The sequence below is a fragment of the Labrenzia sp. C1B70 genome (assembly GCF_000475395.1).
GTDB classification, from domain to species: Bacteria; Pseudomonadota; Alphaproteobacteria; order Rhizobiales; family Stappiaceae; genus Roseibium; species Roseibium algicola.
Window position 1 is genome coordinate 82288 of record NZ_AXCE01000012.1, and the last position, 17636, is coordinate 99923.

At 57.7% G+C, this 17636-nt stretch carries 19 protein-coding genes; 11 read left to right on the top strand and 8 right to left on the bottom strand.

The window, feature by feature from the left end:
• Window positions 1-119: 119 nt before the first annotated feature.
• From Q666_RS48660 to Q666_RS48670, 3 genes are all read left to right on the top strand, one after another.
• Entirely contained in the window at window positions 120-767 is a 648-nt protein-coding gene (locus Q666_RS48660; RefSeq protein ID WP_031269307.1) for a PAS domain-containing protein, read from the top strand.
• A gap of 368 nt (window positions 768-1135) precedes the next feature.
• Window positions 1136-1771: a PilZ domain-containing protein gene (locus tag Q666_RS48665; protein ID WP_023001079.1), complete on the top strand. Its 636-nt coding sequence runs from the start codon at window positions 1136-1138 to the stop codon at window positions 1769-1771.
• Between the two features lie 440 nt (window positions 1772-2211).
• Complete coding sequence (locus Q666_RS48670; protein WP_031269305.1) at window positions 2212-2826, top strand: transglutaminase-like cysteine peptidase; 615 nt, start codon at window positions 2212-2214, stop codon at window positions 2824-2826.
• A 175-nt stretch (window positions 2827-3001) separates the two neighbouring features.
• Here Q666_RS48670 and Q666_RS48675 read toward each other — a convergent pair whose 3' ends face one another.
• Window positions 3002-3529, bottom strand: a complete 528-nt coding sequence (locus Q666_RS48675; RefSeq protein WP_023001077.1) for a gamma carbonic anhydrase family protein — start codon at window positions 3527-3529, stop codon at window positions 3002-3004.
• Between the two features lie 6 nt (window positions 3530-3535).
• A complete protein-coding gene (locus tag Q666_RS48680; protein ID WP_023001076.1) occupies window positions 3536-3862 on the bottom strand; it encodes a hypothetical protein in 327 nt (108 codons plus the stop codon).
• A gap of 282 nt (window positions 3863-4144) precedes the next feature.
• Here Q666_RS48680 and Q666_RS48685 point away from each other — a divergent pair, with 282 nt between their 5' ends.
• Window positions 4145-4774 (top strand): hypothetical protein, encoded by a 630-nt coding sequence (locus Q666_RS48685; RefSeq protein ID WP_145903469.1) that lies wholly within the window; start codon window positions 4145-4147, stop codon window positions 4772-4774.
• A gap of 86 nt (window positions 4775-4860) precedes the next feature.
• Here Q666_RS48685 and Q666_RS48690 read toward each other — a convergent pair whose 3' ends face one another.
• Both Q666_RS48690 and cysE read right to left on the bottom strand, forming a co-directional pair.
• Entirely contained in the window at window positions 4861-5076 is a 216-nt protein-coding gene (locus Q666_RS48690; RefSeq protein ID WP_006940479.1) for a DUF3126 family protein, read from the bottom strand.
• A 112-nt stretch (window positions 5077-5188) separates the two neighbouring features.
• Window positions 5189-6025 (bottom strand): serine O-acetyltransferase, encoded by an 837-nt coding sequence (cysE, locus tag Q666_RS48695; protein WP_023001074.1) that lies wholly within the window; start codon window positions 6023-6025, stop codon window positions 5189-5191.
• A 166-nt stretch (window positions 6026-6191) separates the two neighbouring features.
• Here cysE and Q666_RS48700 point away from each other — a divergent pair, with 166 nt between their 5' ends.
• Entirely contained in the window at window positions 6192-7004 is an 813-nt protein-coding gene (locus Q666_RS48700) for an enoyl-CoA hydratase (RefSeq protein WP_031269304.1), read from the top strand.
• Between the two features lie 131 nt (window positions 7005-7135).
• Here Q666_RS48700 and Q666_RS48705 read toward each other — a convergent pair whose 3' ends face one another.
• Both Q666_RS48705 and Q666_RS48710 read right to left on the bottom strand, forming a co-directional pair.
• Complete coding sequence (locus tag Q666_RS48705) at window positions 7136-8020, bottom strand: alpha/beta hydrolase (protein WP_023001072.1); 885 nt, start codon at window positions 8018-8020, stop codon at window positions 7136-7138.
• Between the two features lie 65 nt (window positions 8021-8085).
• On the bottom strand, window positions 8086-8841 hold the full coding sequence (locus Q666_RS48710; RefSeq protein ID WP_023001071.1) for an alpha/beta hydrolase: 756 nt from the start codon (window positions 8839-8841) through the stop codon (window positions 8086-8088).
• Between the two features lie 214 nt (window positions 8842-9055).
• On the opposite strand from Q666_RS48710, the gene Q666_RS48715 reads away from it, so the two are divergent.
• From Q666_RS48715 to Q666_RS48735, 5 genes are all read left to right on the top strand, one after another.
• A complete protein-coding gene (locus tag Q666_RS48715; protein ID WP_023001070.1) occupies window positions 9056-9301 on the top strand; it encodes a zinc-finger domain-containing protein in 246 nt (81 codons plus the stop codon).
• Window positions 9302-9316: 15 nt separating this feature from the next.
• Entirely contained in the window at window positions 9317-10519 is a 1203-nt protein-coding gene (locus tag Q666_RS48720; RefSeq protein ID WP_023001069.1) for an FAD-dependent monooxygenase, read from the top strand.
• A 73-nt stretch (window positions 10520-10592) separates the two neighbouring features.
• Window positions 10593-11336 carry a molybdopterin-binding protein gene (locus tag Q666_RS48725; RefSeq protein WP_023001068.1) on the top strand — a complete coding sequence of 248 codons (744 nt, stop codon included), beginning with the start codon at window positions 10593-10595 and terminating at the stop codon, window positions 11334-11336.
• Window positions 11337-11351: 15 nt separating this feature from the next.
• Window positions 11352-11861, top strand: coding sequence for a xanthine phosphoribosyltransferase (gpt, locus tag Q666_RS48730; protein WP_023001067.1), 510 nt, complete (start codon window positions 11352-11354; stop codon window positions 11859-11861).
• Between the two features lie 247 nt (window positions 11862-12108).
• Window positions 12109-12789, top strand: a complete 681-nt coding sequence (locus Q666_RS48735) for a L,D-transpeptidase (RefSeq protein WP_081713269.1) — start codon at window positions 12109-12111, stop codon at window positions 12787-12789.
• 50 nt (window positions 12790-12839) lie between these two features.
• Here Q666_RS48735 and sfsA read toward each other — a convergent pair whose 3' ends face one another.
• Together sfsA and Q666_RS48745 are read right to left on the bottom strand one after the other, a co-directional pair.
• On the bottom strand, window positions 12840-13544 hold the full coding sequence (sfsA, locus tag Q666_RS48740; protein ID WP_023001065.1) for a DNA/RNA nuclease SfsA: 705 nt from the start codon (window positions 13542-13544) through the stop codon (window positions 12840-12842).
• A 62-nt stretch (window positions 13545-13606) separates the two neighbouring features.
• Window positions 13607-15031: a TrkH family potassium uptake protein gene (locus Q666_RS48745; protein ID WP_023001064.1), complete on the bottom strand. Its 1425-nt coding sequence runs from the start codon at window positions 15029-15031 to the stop codon at window positions 13607-13609.
• Window positions 15032-15483: 452 nt separating this feature from the next.
• Between Q666_RS48745 and Q666_RS48750 the strand changes: the two genes are divergently transcribed.
• A complete protein-coding gene (locus Q666_RS48750; RefSeq protein ID WP_023001063.1) occupies window positions 15484-17625 on the top strand; it encodes an EAL domain-containing protein in 2142 nt (713 codons plus the stop codon).
• Window positions 17626-17636: the final 11 nt, after the last annotated feature.

Here is a 17636-nt window from a genome sequence, read left to right on the forward strand (position 1 = left end):
GCACGCGCCCTGCTTTGTAAAGGTCAAAAACCAACAGGGAAGCATTTTCGTCCCGTTTTGAAACAAGAACTGTCTTGAGACGAAACACCGGGCGCAAGAATGGCAAAGAGGCGAACCAGATGAAACACGGCGTAACGCAAACTCTTTACAACTACTGGGACAATCTTCGCGGCGCCCGTCCTGCACCGAACCGCAGTGAAGTCGATCCGGGTGAGATCCGTGGCCTTCTTGGTGATACCTTCATTCTGGAGACGAACGGTTCCAGGGACGTGCGCTACCGCCTCGCCGGTACACGTCTGTGTTCCGCACATTGCCGGGAACTCAAGGGCCGCAACTTCCTGCGCGGCTGGAGCGTGAAAGACCGTGAAGCCCTGGAAAGCCTGATCGCCGCCATCACCGAAGATGCGGCCGCGGCCGTAATCGGCATCAACGGCCATACGGAACGCGGACAGATCCTGCAGATGGAAATGCTGCTGGTGCCGCTGAATGTTCCAGGTGAAGGCAGGATCCGTGTCCTAGGAAGCTGTACTCCGATGGAAAAACCCTATTGGATCGGCCTGCATCCCATTTTGAGCCAGTCGATCAGCAGCCTGCGCCTGGTCTGGCCGGACGAGCGCCCCTATTTCGTGGATTCCCCTGCTTCCACGCTCAACCCGATCCTGCCGCGGTTTACCGCCGAGGGCATCGCCATGCCGACACCGCCCCTGCCGAGCGGTGCGGAGCGCAAGGTCGGACATCTGACCGTCTATTCCGGCGGCAAGTCCTGACCCGCACAACATAGCAAGTCTGGTAACATCCCTGTTCAACTGCGAAATCGGGCCGGCCAAGAATCAGCTGGCCCGAATTCATGTTCGGCACCGGCTGGTTTGCAGCCTCTATTCAGCTGAAAAGAAGTCCTTCCTTCCGGATTTTTACTCTCGCGTTATTGTGCTTTCTCGCCAGAGAGCGCTCGAATTCCGAACATCACGGCCGTACCCGCATTTTTATCGATCACAAGTCTGGACCTGTGCGCCTTCTGAGCTACACTCTTACACATCGTTAACCCCAGCTACCTAAAGTGCTTTGAAAGACGTCTTTTGAATCGCATCTCAGCCGGGGACAATGCGATTTGCGCACCGTTTTGGATAGAACAGGCATGAGCGCCGGAGTGGCAACAGCAACCGAAGGAAGCAGATCGATTCAAGTCACTGACCGCCGGCGCCATCAACGGGTCCAGGTCAATATACTGGGCCGCTTCATGCTTGAAGATCGGCGCGAATATCCTTGTCAGGTTATCGACATGTCGCCGGGCGGCATGGCCATGATTACACCGGTCACCGGCAGGGTCGGCGAACGCGTGATTGCCTATCTTGACCACCTGAGCCGCGTCGAAGGCAGGATTTCCCGCCTGATCGATGGTGGCTTTGCGGTTGAACTGCGCAATACGGTCCGCAAACGCGACAAGATCGCCAATGTTTTGACGTGGCTTGCGAACCGGGACGAACTCAATCTTCCCGAAGACCGCCGCCACGACCGCTTCGTGCCCAAAAACCCGATGACGAAGATGATCCTGCCGGACGGCTCGGAACATGTCTGCCGCATCATAGACGTATCCCTGTCCGGCGCGGCCATCGCCACGGACATCGTGCCGGAGATGGGCGACGCCATCACGCTCGGCAAGATGCATGCACGTGTCATTCGCCGCATCGAAGGTGGCATAGCCGTCGAATTTGCTGCCGTTCAAAGCCGCGAATTGCTGGAACATCACATATCGGCACCAGAGGAAAGCTGACTTTAGCTTTCTCATCAATCGCAAGTGCTTAAAACCCTTCAGACAGGCCCGGCTTTTTGCCGGGTCTTTTCGTTTCTGCGCAATTTTCCAGGTAGTCGCGTTTCTTTTCTGGTGGCCAGATCCAAAAAAATCAAAAAACTTTCATGCCCTTTTCTCACCCTTGAGGACGGGCACACGGCCCGCTCCAGACCGAAAACCAGGCGATTGAAAACCGATTTCGCACCACTCGAAAAACACCAATTTCTCGCTAATTCAATGACTTCTGGAGGATGCATCAAATTTTACGAAAATTTTCTTCCAACTTGAATTAAAGTAAATTCAAATAACGGTAAAAAGAAACTCAAACACTCATAAAATACAAATACAGTTTTACTTTGGAGATTTTCTCCAAGTAAAAATCATTGGGTCATCGTTGCGTCAGCCTTGGGGAGGGCGTTACGATGAAATTACTTCACAGAACTCTACTCGCTTCTGCAATGTTGCTGTCTTGCACCGTCATGGGATCGGTTGCACAGGCAGAACCCGGTCGCTTCATGGACATGCAAATGGTTGTCAAGGCACCCGTCGGCTATGACCAGTTCTGCCGTGACAACGTCTCGGCTTGTCCGAAGGAAACATACAAGCCGGTTGTCGTGAAGCTGGACGAAGCCCGCTGGAACGAACTCATTGCAATCAACAAGGAAGTCAATCGCCGGATTCATCCTATGACCGACCAGGACCTATTCGGCCAGGAAGAATACTGGACCTATCCGGTAAACGGATACGGTGACTGCGAAGAATACGTCCTTGAAAAGCAGCGGGTCCTGATCGAAGCCGGCTGGCCGAAAAGCGCCCTTCTGATCACTGTTGCAAAAGATACCCAGAACTCGGGTCATGCCGTTCTGACGGTACGTACGGACCATGGCGACATGATCCTCGACAACCAGATCGAGGCGGTGCTGCCCTGGTATTCGACACCCTACCGTTACATCAAACGTCAGTCCGCCAGCTCGCCCGTGCAGTGGACAGGTATTGCAGACACGCGCGTGACGACCGTCAGTAGCGTGTCCAACTAGGATTGGGATTGGTCCGGCTTCAGCCGGCCGCTTGGACGATCCGGTCGCGTCCCCACCCTCCCCATCCCTACCACGACCGGATCCAGGGAACCGGCCCGCCCCCCGCAGGCCGGTTCCCGCCTTTTCAGGCCCAGCTCATTCGGGATCGGGTCGAAGGGGGCAAGATCAAAGCGGGTCAGAGTTCCCGCAGGCCGGCCTTGAAGCGGCGCCAGTTGCGCACATATCCGTCAGCCGAGTTCGCAATCCCGTTCGCCGCTTCCAGCGGCAACGTTTTCACGACCTTTCCGGGCACGCCCACGACAAGAGAATTGTCCGGAATTTCCTTGCCTTCGGCAATAAGGGCATTGGCACCAATGATACAGTTGGAGCCGATGACAGCGCCGTTCAGAATTGTCGCGCCCATCCCGACCAGCGAATTGTCCTTGATCGTACAGCCATGCAGGATTGCCTTGTGGCCGATCGTGCAGTTGGCGCCGATGGTCAGCGGGTAACCCATGTCCGTATGAAAGACGCAGCCGTCCTGGACGTTGGAGCGCATGCCGACGGTAATCGGCTCGTTATCGCCACGCAGGACCGCGTTGAACCAGACGCTTGCGGCTTCCTGCAGAATGATATCGCCAATCAGCGTCGCATTCGGTGCGATCCAGTATTCTCCGTTTTCCGGAAAAACAGGGGTACGTCCATCAAGAGCAAAGACCGGCATGAGACCTCAGGTGTAACCAATCATGATCAGGGCAACGTTGATCACCATAACACCGGAACACATGCTCCACATGCCGGCAATCGTTGAAGACGCGACCAGCCAGCCCAACGGCCGCTTTTCGATCCTGCGTCCGCGAATGGCATTGCGCATGATGATGAAGGGTCCAGCGAACACGCAGACAAAAACGCCGGCGATAAACGACAGGATGCCCTCTCCGTCAAAGGCGAACTTCGGCGGCTGCTTCGTGATCAGCTGATAAAGGCTGCCCAGCACACCGGACGCAACAAATCCGGCGCATGCGATATATCCAACGATTAGAAGATTGAACAGCACGCCCGTTAACCCCTTGTTAACTCTTTCGCACGGAAAGTGATTAAGAATTCGTAAAGGGTCAAGAGCAAAGACTGTGCCGGAACGGCAAATGAGCGAAATCCCCTCAATTGAGCCACTTCGAGCAGTGTCAACGCCTTCCCCAAGCGGGACACCTGTGCCGTTTCAGGACAACCTGTCCCATATATGTGCACAGCCAATCAAGGGACTGAAGTCGTGATACCTGTCTCCTTGCCAGGCCCGATCAGAACCGATCCCCGCCACTTCACCTGGCTGGCGTTGGCAATGTGTGTATTGGGCACGGCTCATGTTGGCGGGAAGATCTACTCCTGGTCATCCGGCTGGCCGATGGAGGCAGGCATCAGACAGGACCAGCCCGTCCGCTTTGCGGTTGGCACGACCCGCTTTGAGCTTCCCCTGAACCTGATCGCGACGGCTTCGCAGAAACGGCAGGCCCTTGGTTCCGAAGCCGCGTTTGAAACACTTCGCCTGAACCTGCACTGGTCTTCCAGCGCCACGAAAAACAGCGATACGGGATGGGACACCCCTGCGACGATCCAGGTTGACCTTGAGAGCAATCCCGGCCGGGAGAGCCTGCGGGCAAGGCTTGATCCGTTCTACAGGCGTCTTGCACGCGGCGGCGAGATGAAGGGGCCTTCTGGACTGAAGGTGCTGAAATTGTCTGCGCGTGGCGCGCCTGCGACGGATCTCATCGTCTACGATCCGACCGTTCAAAACGGCTTCATCGCACGATGCCGCAAAGACAGCACTTCCGGAAAAGCCGGTTGCCACCGCGCCATCGTGTTCGCCTCGGGTCTGGAGCTGCGCTACAGCTTCGATCAATCGCTGCTGCCGGACTGGCGCCGTCTCGACGGCGACATCGTTGCCAGCATCGAAGGTTACCGGATGCAATGACCTGACTTGAGCGAATGGCGGAGAAATGAAAAAGGCGGCTCACCAGAGGAGCCGCCTTTTCACGTTACGATCGAAAAGTCTGAAACTCAGACTTCGTCCAGATCAATTTCAAGGATTGCCATCTGGAAGTTCCAGCTCAGATCTTCATCCTCATCGTCCCGGAAGATGACACCGATGAATTCATCGCCGATGTAAACTTCGGCAGAGTCGTCCTTGCGCGGGCGGGCCTGCACCTTGATGGTCTTGTTCTCGAACTTCGAACGCAGATAGGCTTCGATCTTTCGGATTTCATCGGGTTTCACGGCGCTCTCCTGTTCTTTGCCTTCAGCATCAATCTGGCGCGGACCCTACAGGAGCCAACGGAAATGCCAAAGCCTTTCCGCAAGCTTTCCCCGTCTTCCTGAAACCGGAATTTCAATTCGTCTGGCCGGCGTCTTCACCGAGCAGCTGATTCATGCTGCGGGCCGGTTCTGCGCACCCTGCCTTGCCGACGATCTTGGCCGGAACCCCGGCAACCGTCGTGTTTGCAGGCACGTCCTGAAGCACCACGGACCCCGAGGCAATGCGCGAGCAATGTCCGATTTCCAGGTTGCCGAGCACCTTGGCTCCCGCCCCCAGCAAGACACCGCGGCGGATCTTCGGATGGCGGTCGCCATCTTCCTTGCCGGTGCCGCCAAGGGTGACGCCCTGCAGGATCGAGACATCGTCCTCGATCACCGCGGTTCCGCCAACAACAATGCCGGTACCGTGGTCGATGAAGATACCGCGCCCGACGGGAACCGCCGGATGGATGTCGATCTGAAAAACTTCCGAGCTGCGGCTTTGCAGATAAAGGGCAAAATCCTTCCGGCCACGGCGCCACAACCAGTTTGCCAGCCGGTGCGTCTGCAGACCATGGAAGCCCTTGAAGTAAAGGACCGGCTCCAGGAAACGGAAGCATGCCGGATCGCGGTCGAAGACGGCAACGATGTCGACCCTGAAAATTTTGGCCAGCTCCGGCTCGTCAGCCAGGGCTTCAAGGTAGGTTTGCCGGATCAATGATGCGGAAACAATGTCCCGGCCCAGCCGGTCGCCAAGGCGATGAACGACGGCCTCTTCCAGGCTGTCATGGTTCAGAACAGTTTCGTAGACGAAGGACGACAGGGCCGGCTCTGCCGCGACCATCGCTTGTGCTTCATCCCTCAGTTGATGCCAGACCGGATCATGGGTCGGAACTTCTTTCAAACCGGTCTTGCTGATCGGTGCCGACATGGCCTGTCTCCTTTTCAAGCCGTCACGAGTGGTCCTTAAAATAGGACTGTCGTCTGATATTCCCAAATCAAACTTCCTGATATCAGATATGACCGTTTCGAATGAACCCCGATACCTGAAGATTTTCAGCATCTTGCTAACTGAAATCGCAATTTGAGGTTAAATCATGCCAACACAAACGTCCCTATCAGCCCCTTCCGGCAACCCGATGGTGATCCGCAACGGTCAGATTGCAGAGCTTGTGTTGAATGCGCCCGACAGAAAAAACGCGCTGCCTCTTGCCGCATGGCAGGCAATTCCCGGTCTTCTGGCAGAGCTCGCACGGGATCCGGATCTGCGCGTCTGCATCGTGCGCGGTGCCGGTGGCAAGAGCTTTTGCGCAGGTGCTGACATATCGGAATTCGAAACCATCCGCTCGACGCCGGAAGCCGCCAAGAGATACGACGACATAAATGTTGCCGCCTTCAAGGCGCTTAAGGCGCTGCCCGTCCCGGTCATTGCGGCAATTGAAGGCCCCTGCCTTGGCGGCGGCCTGGGCCTGGCGCTCGCCTGCGATCTGCGCATCGCGGCCCGTTCCGCCTTTTTCGCCATTCCTGCAGCAAGGCTCGGTCTTGCCTATCCGCCCGAAGCGCTCGGGGACCTGCTGGAGGCCGTTTCACCATCCAACGCCAAGAGATTGCTGTTTTCGGCCGAGCGCCTGACGGCCGAAAAGGCGCTGGACATGGGCCTTGTCAATGAAGTGGTGGATGACATGGATCTGAACCAGCACATCAACGCGCTGAGCAAGGCACTCTGCGCCAATGCGCCTTTGTCACTGAAGGCAGCCAAGCAAGCCATCAATCGCCTCGCCCAGCCCGGCAGTCAGGCGGACGCAACGGCTGACCTTGCAAATGCGCAGGTCTGTATCGACAGTGCCGACTACCGCGAAGGCTGCAGGGCCTTTCTGGAAAAGAGATCGCCGGTGTTCACTGGCATCTGACAGGATCGCAAGCCAAGCCCCGAAGCTGAATCAACCTCTCAACCTCTTCTGCCAGCAAGTTGAAACGACTCCCGTTTTCACTTCACAGCGAACACCCGAACGCGTCACGACGATTTGTCGGCAAACCTGCCTCAGGCCATTGCGGCATCGGTTTTGAGTGCGATCAGGAAGTCCTCTACCGCCCCGGCAAAAACGTCATTGCGATCGCCGGCAACCATGTGTCCGGCATCACGGATATCGGTGAATTTCGAGTGAGGCACCAGCGCCTGGAATTCGCGAACATGGTCCATGGACACCAATTCGGAGTTCTGCCCCCGGATCAGGAGAACAGGCACGGAAAGATTGCCCGCCGCAGCCAGCATGCGCTCTTGCGACTCCACCGCCCTGTCTTCGTCCTGATGATGCTTTGACTTCAGGAAAGCCGGGTCCCAGTGCCAGCGGTAGCGGCCATCTGCATGGAGGCGAAGGTTCTTTGAGAGGCCGGACAGGTCCTTGGGCCGCGAACGGTTGGGCAGATAGCGGGCGATCGCATCAGCGGCCTCTTCCACATCGGCAAAGCCGTCATCGACCCTGTCTCCCATGAAGCCCAGGATCTTGGCGACACCACCCATGTCGATCCGTGGCGTGATGTCCACCAGAACCAGCGCGGAAAGACCGCCCCTGTTTTCCTGTCCCTCCGCCAGCATACCGGCAAAGCCGCCAAGCGACGCACCAACGACAACCGGGTTCGCCTTGTGCAAGGCCTCAACCTGACTGGTGACAGCCACGAGATCCCTGGCGAAATCGTCGAATGTATAGTTTCCCGAGGCAACCCAATCGCTTTCGCCATGTCCGCGCTGGTCCAGTGAATAGACCGGGTGCCCGAGATCCGCGATCCTGCGTGCAGCACCGTCCCAGGAATGCCGGGTCTGGCCGCCGCCGTGGAGCATGATCACAGGCAAGTCCCCTACCCCGTAGCGATCCGCCACCAGACCGTTCTTTTCCGCGCCCTGGAATTCAACACGCTTCGGACCCATGCAACCTCCCTCGATACCCGATCAGCACACCACAGCGCGGCTTGCGCCTCCGGTGGCGTCAGGCCTTACGCTTCAATGTTGTTCAGGAACGCCAGAACGCCCTGCTTGTGCACCTTGTCGCCCACCGCAACCATGTGATCTCGGCCCGGGATCTCCAGAACTTCCGCATGCGGAATCAAGGCCGCCAGCTTTTGCGGTGACCCGGCGATATCGTCCTTCGTACCGACAGCAATCAACACCGGACGTTCAATGCGCGCGACGTCTTCCTCGCTGATTTTCTGCCGCGAGGAGCGCATGCAGGCCGCCAGCGCCCGGCGATCGGACCCTGTCTGCTCCGCAAAGGCCCTGAAGGCGCGTCCGGTGCGATCGGAAATGTCCTGGATGCGGTCGGTCTCAAGGGCTGTCGCAATCGGTTCCGGATCTCCGATGCCGGAAATCATGCCGTAGCCCAGACCGCTGAAGATCGCGCGGCGCACCCTGCCCGGGTGATTGAGGGTCAGGAATGCCGAGATTCTTGCGCCCATCGAGTAGCCCATGACATCGGCACGCTCGATATCAAGATGGTCGAGCAGGCGTTTGGCATCTTCCGCCATCACCGGTGCACCATAAGCTGCCGGGTCGTAGAATTTCTGACTGTCGCCGTGGCCGCGATTGTCGATGGTAATCACGCGCCTGCCGTCGCCTACCAGCAAATCGACCCAACCGGGATACTGCCAGTTCACCTGCTTGTTGGACGCGAACCCGTGGATCAGCAGGATCGGGTCCCCCTCACCTTTATCCTCATAGGCGATCCTAACACCATCGAACTCGAACTGAGGCATCTAAGACATTAACCCTTACGTAAACGGAAAACACAATTTCACGGTAGAGTAAGGGGTTTGGGCAGCGAAGGTAAAGCCCATTTCCGGCTCCAGGTGGAGCCTTGCTGCGGTTGTGGATCGCACATTCCGGGTCTACCCATATATTTTACAAATGGATATGGTCCGGAAAATTTGCTATCGGGGTCCAACCCTTTAGAGACAGAGGAATTTCAACATGGCGGATCATGTCGTCCCGCATTTCCAGAACTCCAGCGGACACGATTCGGTGGCGATCGGCGCACGGGAATTCATGTGCATCGGCGCAAATCCTCCGTTTGATCATCCCCATGTCTTCCTCGACATGGGTAGTGAGAACGAAGTGGTCTGCCCCTATTGCTCCACGCTCTACAAGTTCGACAAGACACTGCAGGCAACCGAATCCTCGCCTTCAGACTGCACTTGGACGCCTGTAGCGGCGTAACTTATTGGTCTGTCCATGAGCACGAATGGTGAGACCGGTCTTCCGATCATTATTGCCGGCGCAGGGATTGGCGGTCTAACGGCCGCCCTTTGCCTGCATGCTCAAGGGCATGAAATTGTCCTCATGGACAGGGCTCGGCAACTTTCGGAAGTTGGCGCCGGCCTTCAGCTCTCTCCCAACGCCTGCTCGGTACTCGATCAGCTTGGCTTGCTGGAAGACCTCACCCCACATGCCTATGCCCCGGATTTTGTGAAAATCTGCTCGGCAAAATCCGGCGAAGAGCTCGCCAGGGTGACCATGGGCACTTTCCTGAAGGAGCGACACGGCTATCCTTTCTGGGAAATCCACCGGGCAGATCTCCAGCGCGTGCTTCTGGAGAAGGTCCAGGCCAGTGACGGTATCTCCCTCCGCCTTTCAAGCGAAGTTATCGATCTGGAATCCTCGCCCTACGAGCACCTGACCTGCGTGTTCCAGGACAATGAGATCTCGGGAAAACTTCGTTGCAGGGCTCTCATTGGCGCTGATGGGGTCTGGTCCAGGACCAGGCGGCTCATTCCCGGACATGAAGACGCTCATTACAGCGGCCAGGTTGCCTACAGGGCCACAGTTCCGATCGATGCGGTGCCCGAGCGCTGGCGCCGCGATGCCGGCCTCTGGTTCCACAAGAGCGCCCATCTGGTGCATTACCCGGTTCGTGGTGGGCGGGAACTGAACATCGTCGGGCTGGTCGAAGAGGCCTGGGAGGACGAGACCTGGTCTGCAAAGGCCAACAAGGAAACCCTTCTGAAGATTTTCCGGGATTGGCCAACGGAAGTTCGCAATCTTCTCACGATCCCTGACGTCTGGTTGAAATGGGCCCTGTGCAGCGTGGACGCTGGAGGCCCCTGGACCCATGGCAATATTGCGCTGATCGGTGATGCCGCCCATGCGATGCTGCCGTTCATGGCGCAGGGGGCGGCAATGTCCATCGAGGACGCAGCGATCCTGGCTGAGCATATGCCTCAGGATGTCGAAAACATCCCCGCTGCCTTCAGGGCGTTTGAGCGGCAACGCAAACAACGGGTACAGCACATTCAGGGTATTTCTTTCAGAAATGCCCGCACATTCCACTATGGTGGCGCGATGGCCTTCGCCCGCGACACCGTTTTGCGCCTGTCGAAACCAACCAGTCTGGCTGCCAGGTTCGACGATATTTATGGCTGGACTCCCGGGCAATAGACCCGCTTTCGCTTGAGCCAGGCGTCAAGCTGGGATAAAGCCAATCCCCATCCATGTGTCAGGGAGTGTGAAGATGACCGGTCAGAGGGCAGATGACGTTGTAACCGCTGCGTTTCTGGTCATCGGGGATGAGATCCTGTCCGGCCGCACGAAGGACAAGAACATCGGCTTCCTCGCCGACTACCTGACTGCGCTTGGCATTGACCTCAAGGAAGTGCGCATTGTTCCGGACGAAAAGCCGGAAATCATCGGTGCCGTCAATGCGCTGCGGGCGCGCTACGACTACGTGTTCACGTCCGGCGGCATTGGCCCGACACACGACGACATCACGGCCGAAAGCATCGCTGACGCCTTTGGTGTTGCGCTGAACCTTGATCCGCGCGCTGTCGCAATCATGGAACCCCACTACCCGCCGGGACAATTCACCCCGGCTCGCCAGCGGATGGCACGAATCCCCGAAGGCGCAGACCTCATCGAAAACAAGGTTTCGAAGGCACCGGGCTTCCGGATCGAGAACGTCCACGTGATGGCAGGCGTGCCGTCGATCATGCAGGCGATGATGGACGCGCTTGCGCCTTCGCTGAAGACTGGCAAGAAGATGCTGTCGGAAACCGTTGCCGCAGACATGCCTGAAAGCCGCATCGCCGAGCGCCTCGCTGCCATTCAGGACGCGCATCCGCAAACCTTGATTGGCTCTTATCCGAGAGCGACGGACGGCAAGTTCACCACACAAATCGTGATCCGCTCGCGGGACGAGGCGATACTGATGGCCGCGGTCAGGGATGTCGCGGAAGCTGTCGCCGACCTGTCGGGATAATCTGAAGGACTAGAAATGGAAAACCCAGCCCAAGACAAAGCATTCCCCGTTTCCTGGGACATGTTTCACAGAGATTCCCGCGCACTAGCCTGGCGCCTTTCTAGCGAAGGCGAATGGAAGGCGATCGTCTGCATCACCCGTGGCGGACTGGTACCGGCCGGGATCGTTGCGCGTGAGCTTGGCATCCGCACCATCGAAACCGTCTGCATTGCGTCCTATCACGACTACGACAGTCAGGGTTCGCTCAAGGTCATCAAGCCGATCGATCCGAAGGTCATCGATCTGGAAGACGGTGAAGGTAGCGGTGTTCTGGTGATCGACGATCTGGTCGACACCGGCAAGACCCTGAAAGTGGTTCGTGAAATGCTGCCGAAGGCACACTACGCGACTGTTTACGCAAAGCCGGTTGGCGTGCCCATGGTCGATACCTTCATCACCGAAGTATCGCAGGACACCTGGATCTATTTCCCCTGGGACATGGGCTGGCAGTTCCAGCCGCCGCTTTCGAAAGAAACCGCGGGCTGATCCAGACTTCGCGAACTTTTGAGGGTCCTGCCACGTTTCCGCTGGAACCCTGTTTGTAAATCGACAATCGACCGGTCAGGCATCGCGTTTGGCCGGTCTTTTTGCGTCTGCCTTCAAGTCAATCCGCCCAGATATCTCTGCTCGCCGAAACAAAAATTCGACAAATCAGAACTTTGTCGCCTGTCATGCGTTTCCTCTCCGAAAACTTAGTCGTTACACGCTACGAAAGCCTATTTCGGAAAACGGAATGCTCAACAGACGTTTGTTCCTCGCCTCCGCTGCTGCCGCTCTTGTGACCGGCTGCGCATCCAGCCAAAGAACCGGACAACTTGCAGGACCTGGTTACCCAGCCGATGGTCTGGGAAGAGCTGTGCGCATTTCGCCCGAGTACCTTCAGATGTACCGGGCAATGCCGGAAGAGCCCTACCCTATTCCGGCAGTGGATCTGTCGAAGATCGATCCGGTCTACTACCGCCAACTGGTGACCTATGCCGCTCCCGAACCGGCGGGCACGATCATCGTCGATACGCCCAACCGGCTTCTCTACCTGACCATGGAGGGCGGCCAGGCAATGCGGTATGGCGTCGGCATCGGCCGGGAAGGATTCGCCTGGGGTGGCCGTGCGCGCATCGCACGCAAGGCTGCCTGGCCCAAGTGGACGCCGCCGGCTGAAATGATCGACCGTCAGCCAGAACTGGAGAAATACAGGAACGGCATGCCGCCGGGTCTCGACAATCCGCTGGGTGCGCGAGCTCTTTATATTTTTGAAGGCAATCGCGACACGCTCTACCGCCTGCACGGCACGTCGGAAACCTTGTCCATTGGCAAGGCCGTGTCGTCCGGCTGCGTGCGCCTGCTCCAGCAGGACATTATCGATCTTTATAACCGTGTACCAAACGGCACGCCGATTGTCGTGCGGCAGGCGTAACAGCTGCCGCCCAATTTGGCTTGACTTGGCTTGGTTTGGCTTGGCTTCGCTCAGGCGATGATTTCGACCGGCTTGACTGCATCAATGCCGTCCAGCCGGACATCGCAGCCGATTGCAAAGGCTTCCACTCCGGCGCGTCTGGCCTCGGCAAAGGCGGCTGCATAGGCAGGGTCGATGTCGTCCGCAAGGCTCATCCGGCTGCAATCGGGCCGCTGGACCAGAAACACCATTGCCGCGCGGTGCCCCTCGGCCACCATGTCGCCCAGTTCCACAAGATGCTTGGCGCCGCGGGCAGTGACACTGTCCGGAAACTCAGCAAGTCCTGCTTTACGCATCAGGTGGACGTTCTTCACTTCCACGTAGGTCTTCGCGCCGTCTGCACCTTCCAGCAGAATATCGATACGTGAGTTCTTGCCGTATTTCACTTCACGGCGCAGCGTCTGGTAACCTGTAAGTCCGGCAATACGCCCTGCCTCAAGCGCTTCTTCCACCAGCTTGTTCGGGTGTGCCGTATTGATGCCGACCAGAGCCCCGTCGGCCTCGATCACTTCCCAGGAATACTTGAGCTTGCGTTTCGGGTTGTCCGAAGCCGACAGCCAGACACGAGATCCCGGCTCCTTCAAGCCGAGCATCGAGCCCGGGTTGGCGCAATGGGCCGTGATCGCACCGCCATTGTCGTCCAGAAGAACATCGGCAAGGAAACGCTTGTAGCGCTTGACCAGACGGCCACTGACAAGGGGCGCGGAAAACTTCATGGCAGATCTCTCTCGTGCAGATCAGGACCCGACGGCCCCGTTCGTTCAGGTGAGCTTAAAGGTCACTTTGACCAGAAATCCGGATCAAGAAGAACCAGGATTGTGAACAGCTCAAGGCGGCCGACCAGCATGGCAAAGGACAACAGCCACTTGGCGCCATCCGGCAGCGGAGCAAAATGCCCTGCCGGGCCGATGACCGGCCCCAGGCCCGGACCGACGTTGCCCACGGATGTTGCCGCCGCGGAGATGGCCGTAACCAGATCCAGATCGAAGAAGGACAAGGCAACGGTTATGATGCCCACCGACCCCATGTAGACAACAAGGAAGGCCAGAACCGAGAAGGACAGTTCAGGCGTCAGTCTTGTTCCGCCGTACTCTTCCGACATGATCCGGTGCGGACGCACCATGCGGCGCAGATGCGCGCGGACAGTACCGAAGAAGACCAGGAAGCGGAAAATCTTGATGCCGCCGGTCGTTGAACCGGTACACCCGCCAACGAACATCAGAAGCAGCGCGATCCCGACGACCGGCGCGCCCCATTGCGAATAGTCGCCCAGCGCATAACCGGTTCCTGTCACGATGGAAACCACGTTGAAGGTGGCCCTCAACAGCGCTTCATCGAAGGGAAAGTGCATGTTGAGGCCGAGATAGACGGTCAGCGTCAAAGCCACCACAGCCAGAAACCCCAGCAATGCCCTCACCTGCGGATCGCGCCAGAGCTGCAGCGGATGACCGCGCAAGGCCTGGACGATCAGCACGAACGGCAAGGCACCGATGATCATGAAAACGATCGCAACCCAACCTGAGGCCGGATTGGTGAAATAGCCGAAGGATTGATCATGGGTGGAAAAGCCACCCGTCGCGATCGTGGTCAGGGCATGATTGAAGGCATCGAACAGCTCAATCCCCGTGACCAGATAGGCGACGATGCACAGGAATGTCAGGAACAGGTAGGCAAGGCCGATCAGCCGGATCAGTTCAACCGACCGGCTGACGATCTTCTCGGACCGATCGGAGTTCTCGCTCTGGAAAAGCTGCATACCGCCGATCCTAAGGAACGGCAGCAGCACGATGGCCATAACGATGATACCGACACCGCCCATCCACTGCATCAGCGACCGCCAGACCAGAAGGCCCGGCGGCAGACTGTCGATGCCGGTCAGAACGGTGGATCCCGTGGTGGTGAAACCGGATACCGCCTCGAACACCGCATCCGCGTAGCCGATGCCAAGCCACAGGAACGGCAGCGCGCCGAAGGCCGGCAACGTCGTCCAGGCAAGCGTCGTGAGAACGAAGGTCTGCCGTGTGTCCAGTCCCTCGCGCAGCGATCCGCCGACGGCAAGAGACAACAGCATGCCGATCATGCCGGTCAGAAGTGCGGAAAAGACAAAGGCCTGCCAATCGGCATTTTTCTGGGCAACGTCCACGATAGCGGGAATGAGCATGGCAGTTGCCAGGCCGACATACAGAAATCCGAGAACATTCAAAACTGGTCTGAGAGAAATCAAGTATCAGTCTTCCCGAAAAACGCTGTGTCGGTCGGCCGATCCGCGAATTGCCGCACCAACCACTCGTCCTAACGCCTTTCTGCCGATTTTCCAATGGCTTTGGCGCGCGTTCCCCGGAAGATGACGGGGATGACCATCCGGGTCTCGGTCAACAAAAGGCATGTCTCACACCGCCAATAGAGCTTGTCCTTACATTTTGGAACCGCCTGGCGAAGTTGATTGGCGTCTGTGCACGGGCACGTTACGCAGGAACAGCGCGGGAAACCGCCAATTTTTTTAGCCCTGTTCAGGATTTCGTAGCGAATAAGAATTACTTTTACGTGCTAATTGCCAATCCAGCTTCCTATACGTGAAATTGACAAGGATTTGGTGCAATAGAACGGCTCGGACTACATTCGCTTGTATTCAGGATCAGCCTCACCCTGGTGGTGATGGTGCTTTGCAGCATCGGGCTGGTCTCAGGGCTTGCCTATCTCGATTTGTCCAGAAGCACTCAGGAAAATGCCACCATCAGGCTGGACCGGGCCGCACGTGCCGCTGCTTCAATGCTGCATTACGGCACGAATGCAAGCTTCAATCCGGTTTTCGCTGATAGTGGTGAGCCGATCGTCATTCGCGTTTCCGAAGCTTCTGCCAAAGAATTGCTCCAGCCAAGCGAAAAGCTGGACGGCTTGATCGAAACCATAGGCAAGACCAATCAGGGCGCGGCGAATTTGTTCAGCTGGTCGGGCGAGACCAGATCCTTCGACCGCTTCGCCACCACCTTCAGCCATCCCAAGGGTGAGCCCCCGCCGGCTTTTTCCATCAGCGAAGGCCACCCCGCATTTGCCAGTCTTTCTGCAGGCCAGCCATATGCGGGCAATGTTCCGGTTCAGGGCAGGTTCCGCCTCGCCTATCTGACGCCGATTGTCACCGATGGCGGTAAGCTTGTCGGTGCAATCGCAGTTGATTTCGGCTGGGCAGACGACCTGACATTGGCAGAAAACCGACTGAAGACACGCATGGCCTCTGCAGCCATTGTCATCCTGTTTGCTGTCATCCTTGTGGGGGGATTGTTCCTGCGTTTCGAATTGCGGCCATTGCGCCGCCTGGCAAAGACAGCGGATGAACTGGCCACCGGCACCCAGCCAAAACGCATTCCCTTCACGGACCGGCGGGACGAGATCGGTGATCTGGCGCATGGTCTGGAGAGGGTCACCGACCTGCAGGACAAGCTTCACAAGCTTGCCTATACGGACCCTGTGACCACCGCAGGCAACCGTGCCAGATACTTCTCGGATCTGAGCGAAGCCTTGCAACGGGCAAGGTCCGGCACCTATTCGGCCTCACTGATCCATCTGGATTTCAATGGCTTTGCCAAGGTGAACGACACCTTCGGCCAGCAGGTAGGTAACCGGGTCCTGTTACAGGCCTACGCACGTCTTGCAAATATCTTCGGCCCGAGCGCGCAGATTGCTCGAATTTCGGCAGACGATTTCTGCATTCTCCTGCCCTTTGACAGCAAGGGCGCGATTGCAGAAGACTACGCGGTGCAGGCAATCGACATGCTGTCCGTCCCCTTCCAGTTGGAAGAAGGCGAAATCCGTGTAGAACCAAGCATCGGCATAGCCCTTTTGCCGCAAGATGCAGAGGACGCTGAAACGGCTCACCGTATGGCGGGACTTGCCTTGCGGGCAGCAAAGCGGAACGCAGGTGCACGATACGAATTCTTTTCTCCGCCCCTGAACGACCGCGTCCAGAGTGAAATGCTCACGGAGACGCTGTTGCGTGCTGCACTTCAAACCCGCCAGCTTGTATTGCATTATCAGCCCCAGGTTTGCCCTGCCGACGGCCGTCTCATTGGCCTGGAAGCCCTGCTCCGCTGGCCACACGAAAAACGTGGCCTCATCCCGCCGGGAGAGTTCATTCCGATTGCGGAAAAGACCGGCCTTATCCTGGACCTTGGCCAATATGTTCTGGAATCGGCGTGCAAGCAGGCCGCAGAGTGGCGGCAGGCCGGTTTCGAGTTCGGCCAGGTTTCCATCAACGTATCACCACTTCAATTCCGCCAGTCCAATTTTGCCGACACGGTTCGGCAGACCCTGAACGACTATGGCCTGCCTGCTAGCTACCTGTGTCTTGAAGTGACGGAAAACGTCTTTGTCGACACCAGGGAGCAGCTGGTTCTGAACATCCTTTCAGAACTTCAGCAGATTGGTGTCCAGCTTTCCCTGGATGATTTCGGCTCGGGTTACTCTTCCCTGAATTATCTGCACCGGCTGCCATTCCAGGAGCTGAAGATCGACCGAGCCTTCATTTCCGGGGCGGATACGCACCCGCAACGCGAACAGCTGTTTGAGGCGATCGTTCGGCTTGGACGCAGCCTGGGCTTGCGTGTGATAGCGGAAGGTGCCGAGACTGCAGGAGAATTCGCGCTGACAGTGACCCATCACTGCGACGGCCTTCAGGGTTATTATTGCTCCCCGGCCGTACCGGCAAACCTCATTCAATCGCAACTGCAGAGCTTCAGGGCAACCTTGAAAGCATCCGGCATCATGAACGACCCCGACCAGTCCTCCAAGAAACGAGCCTGATCTTGCCCGGG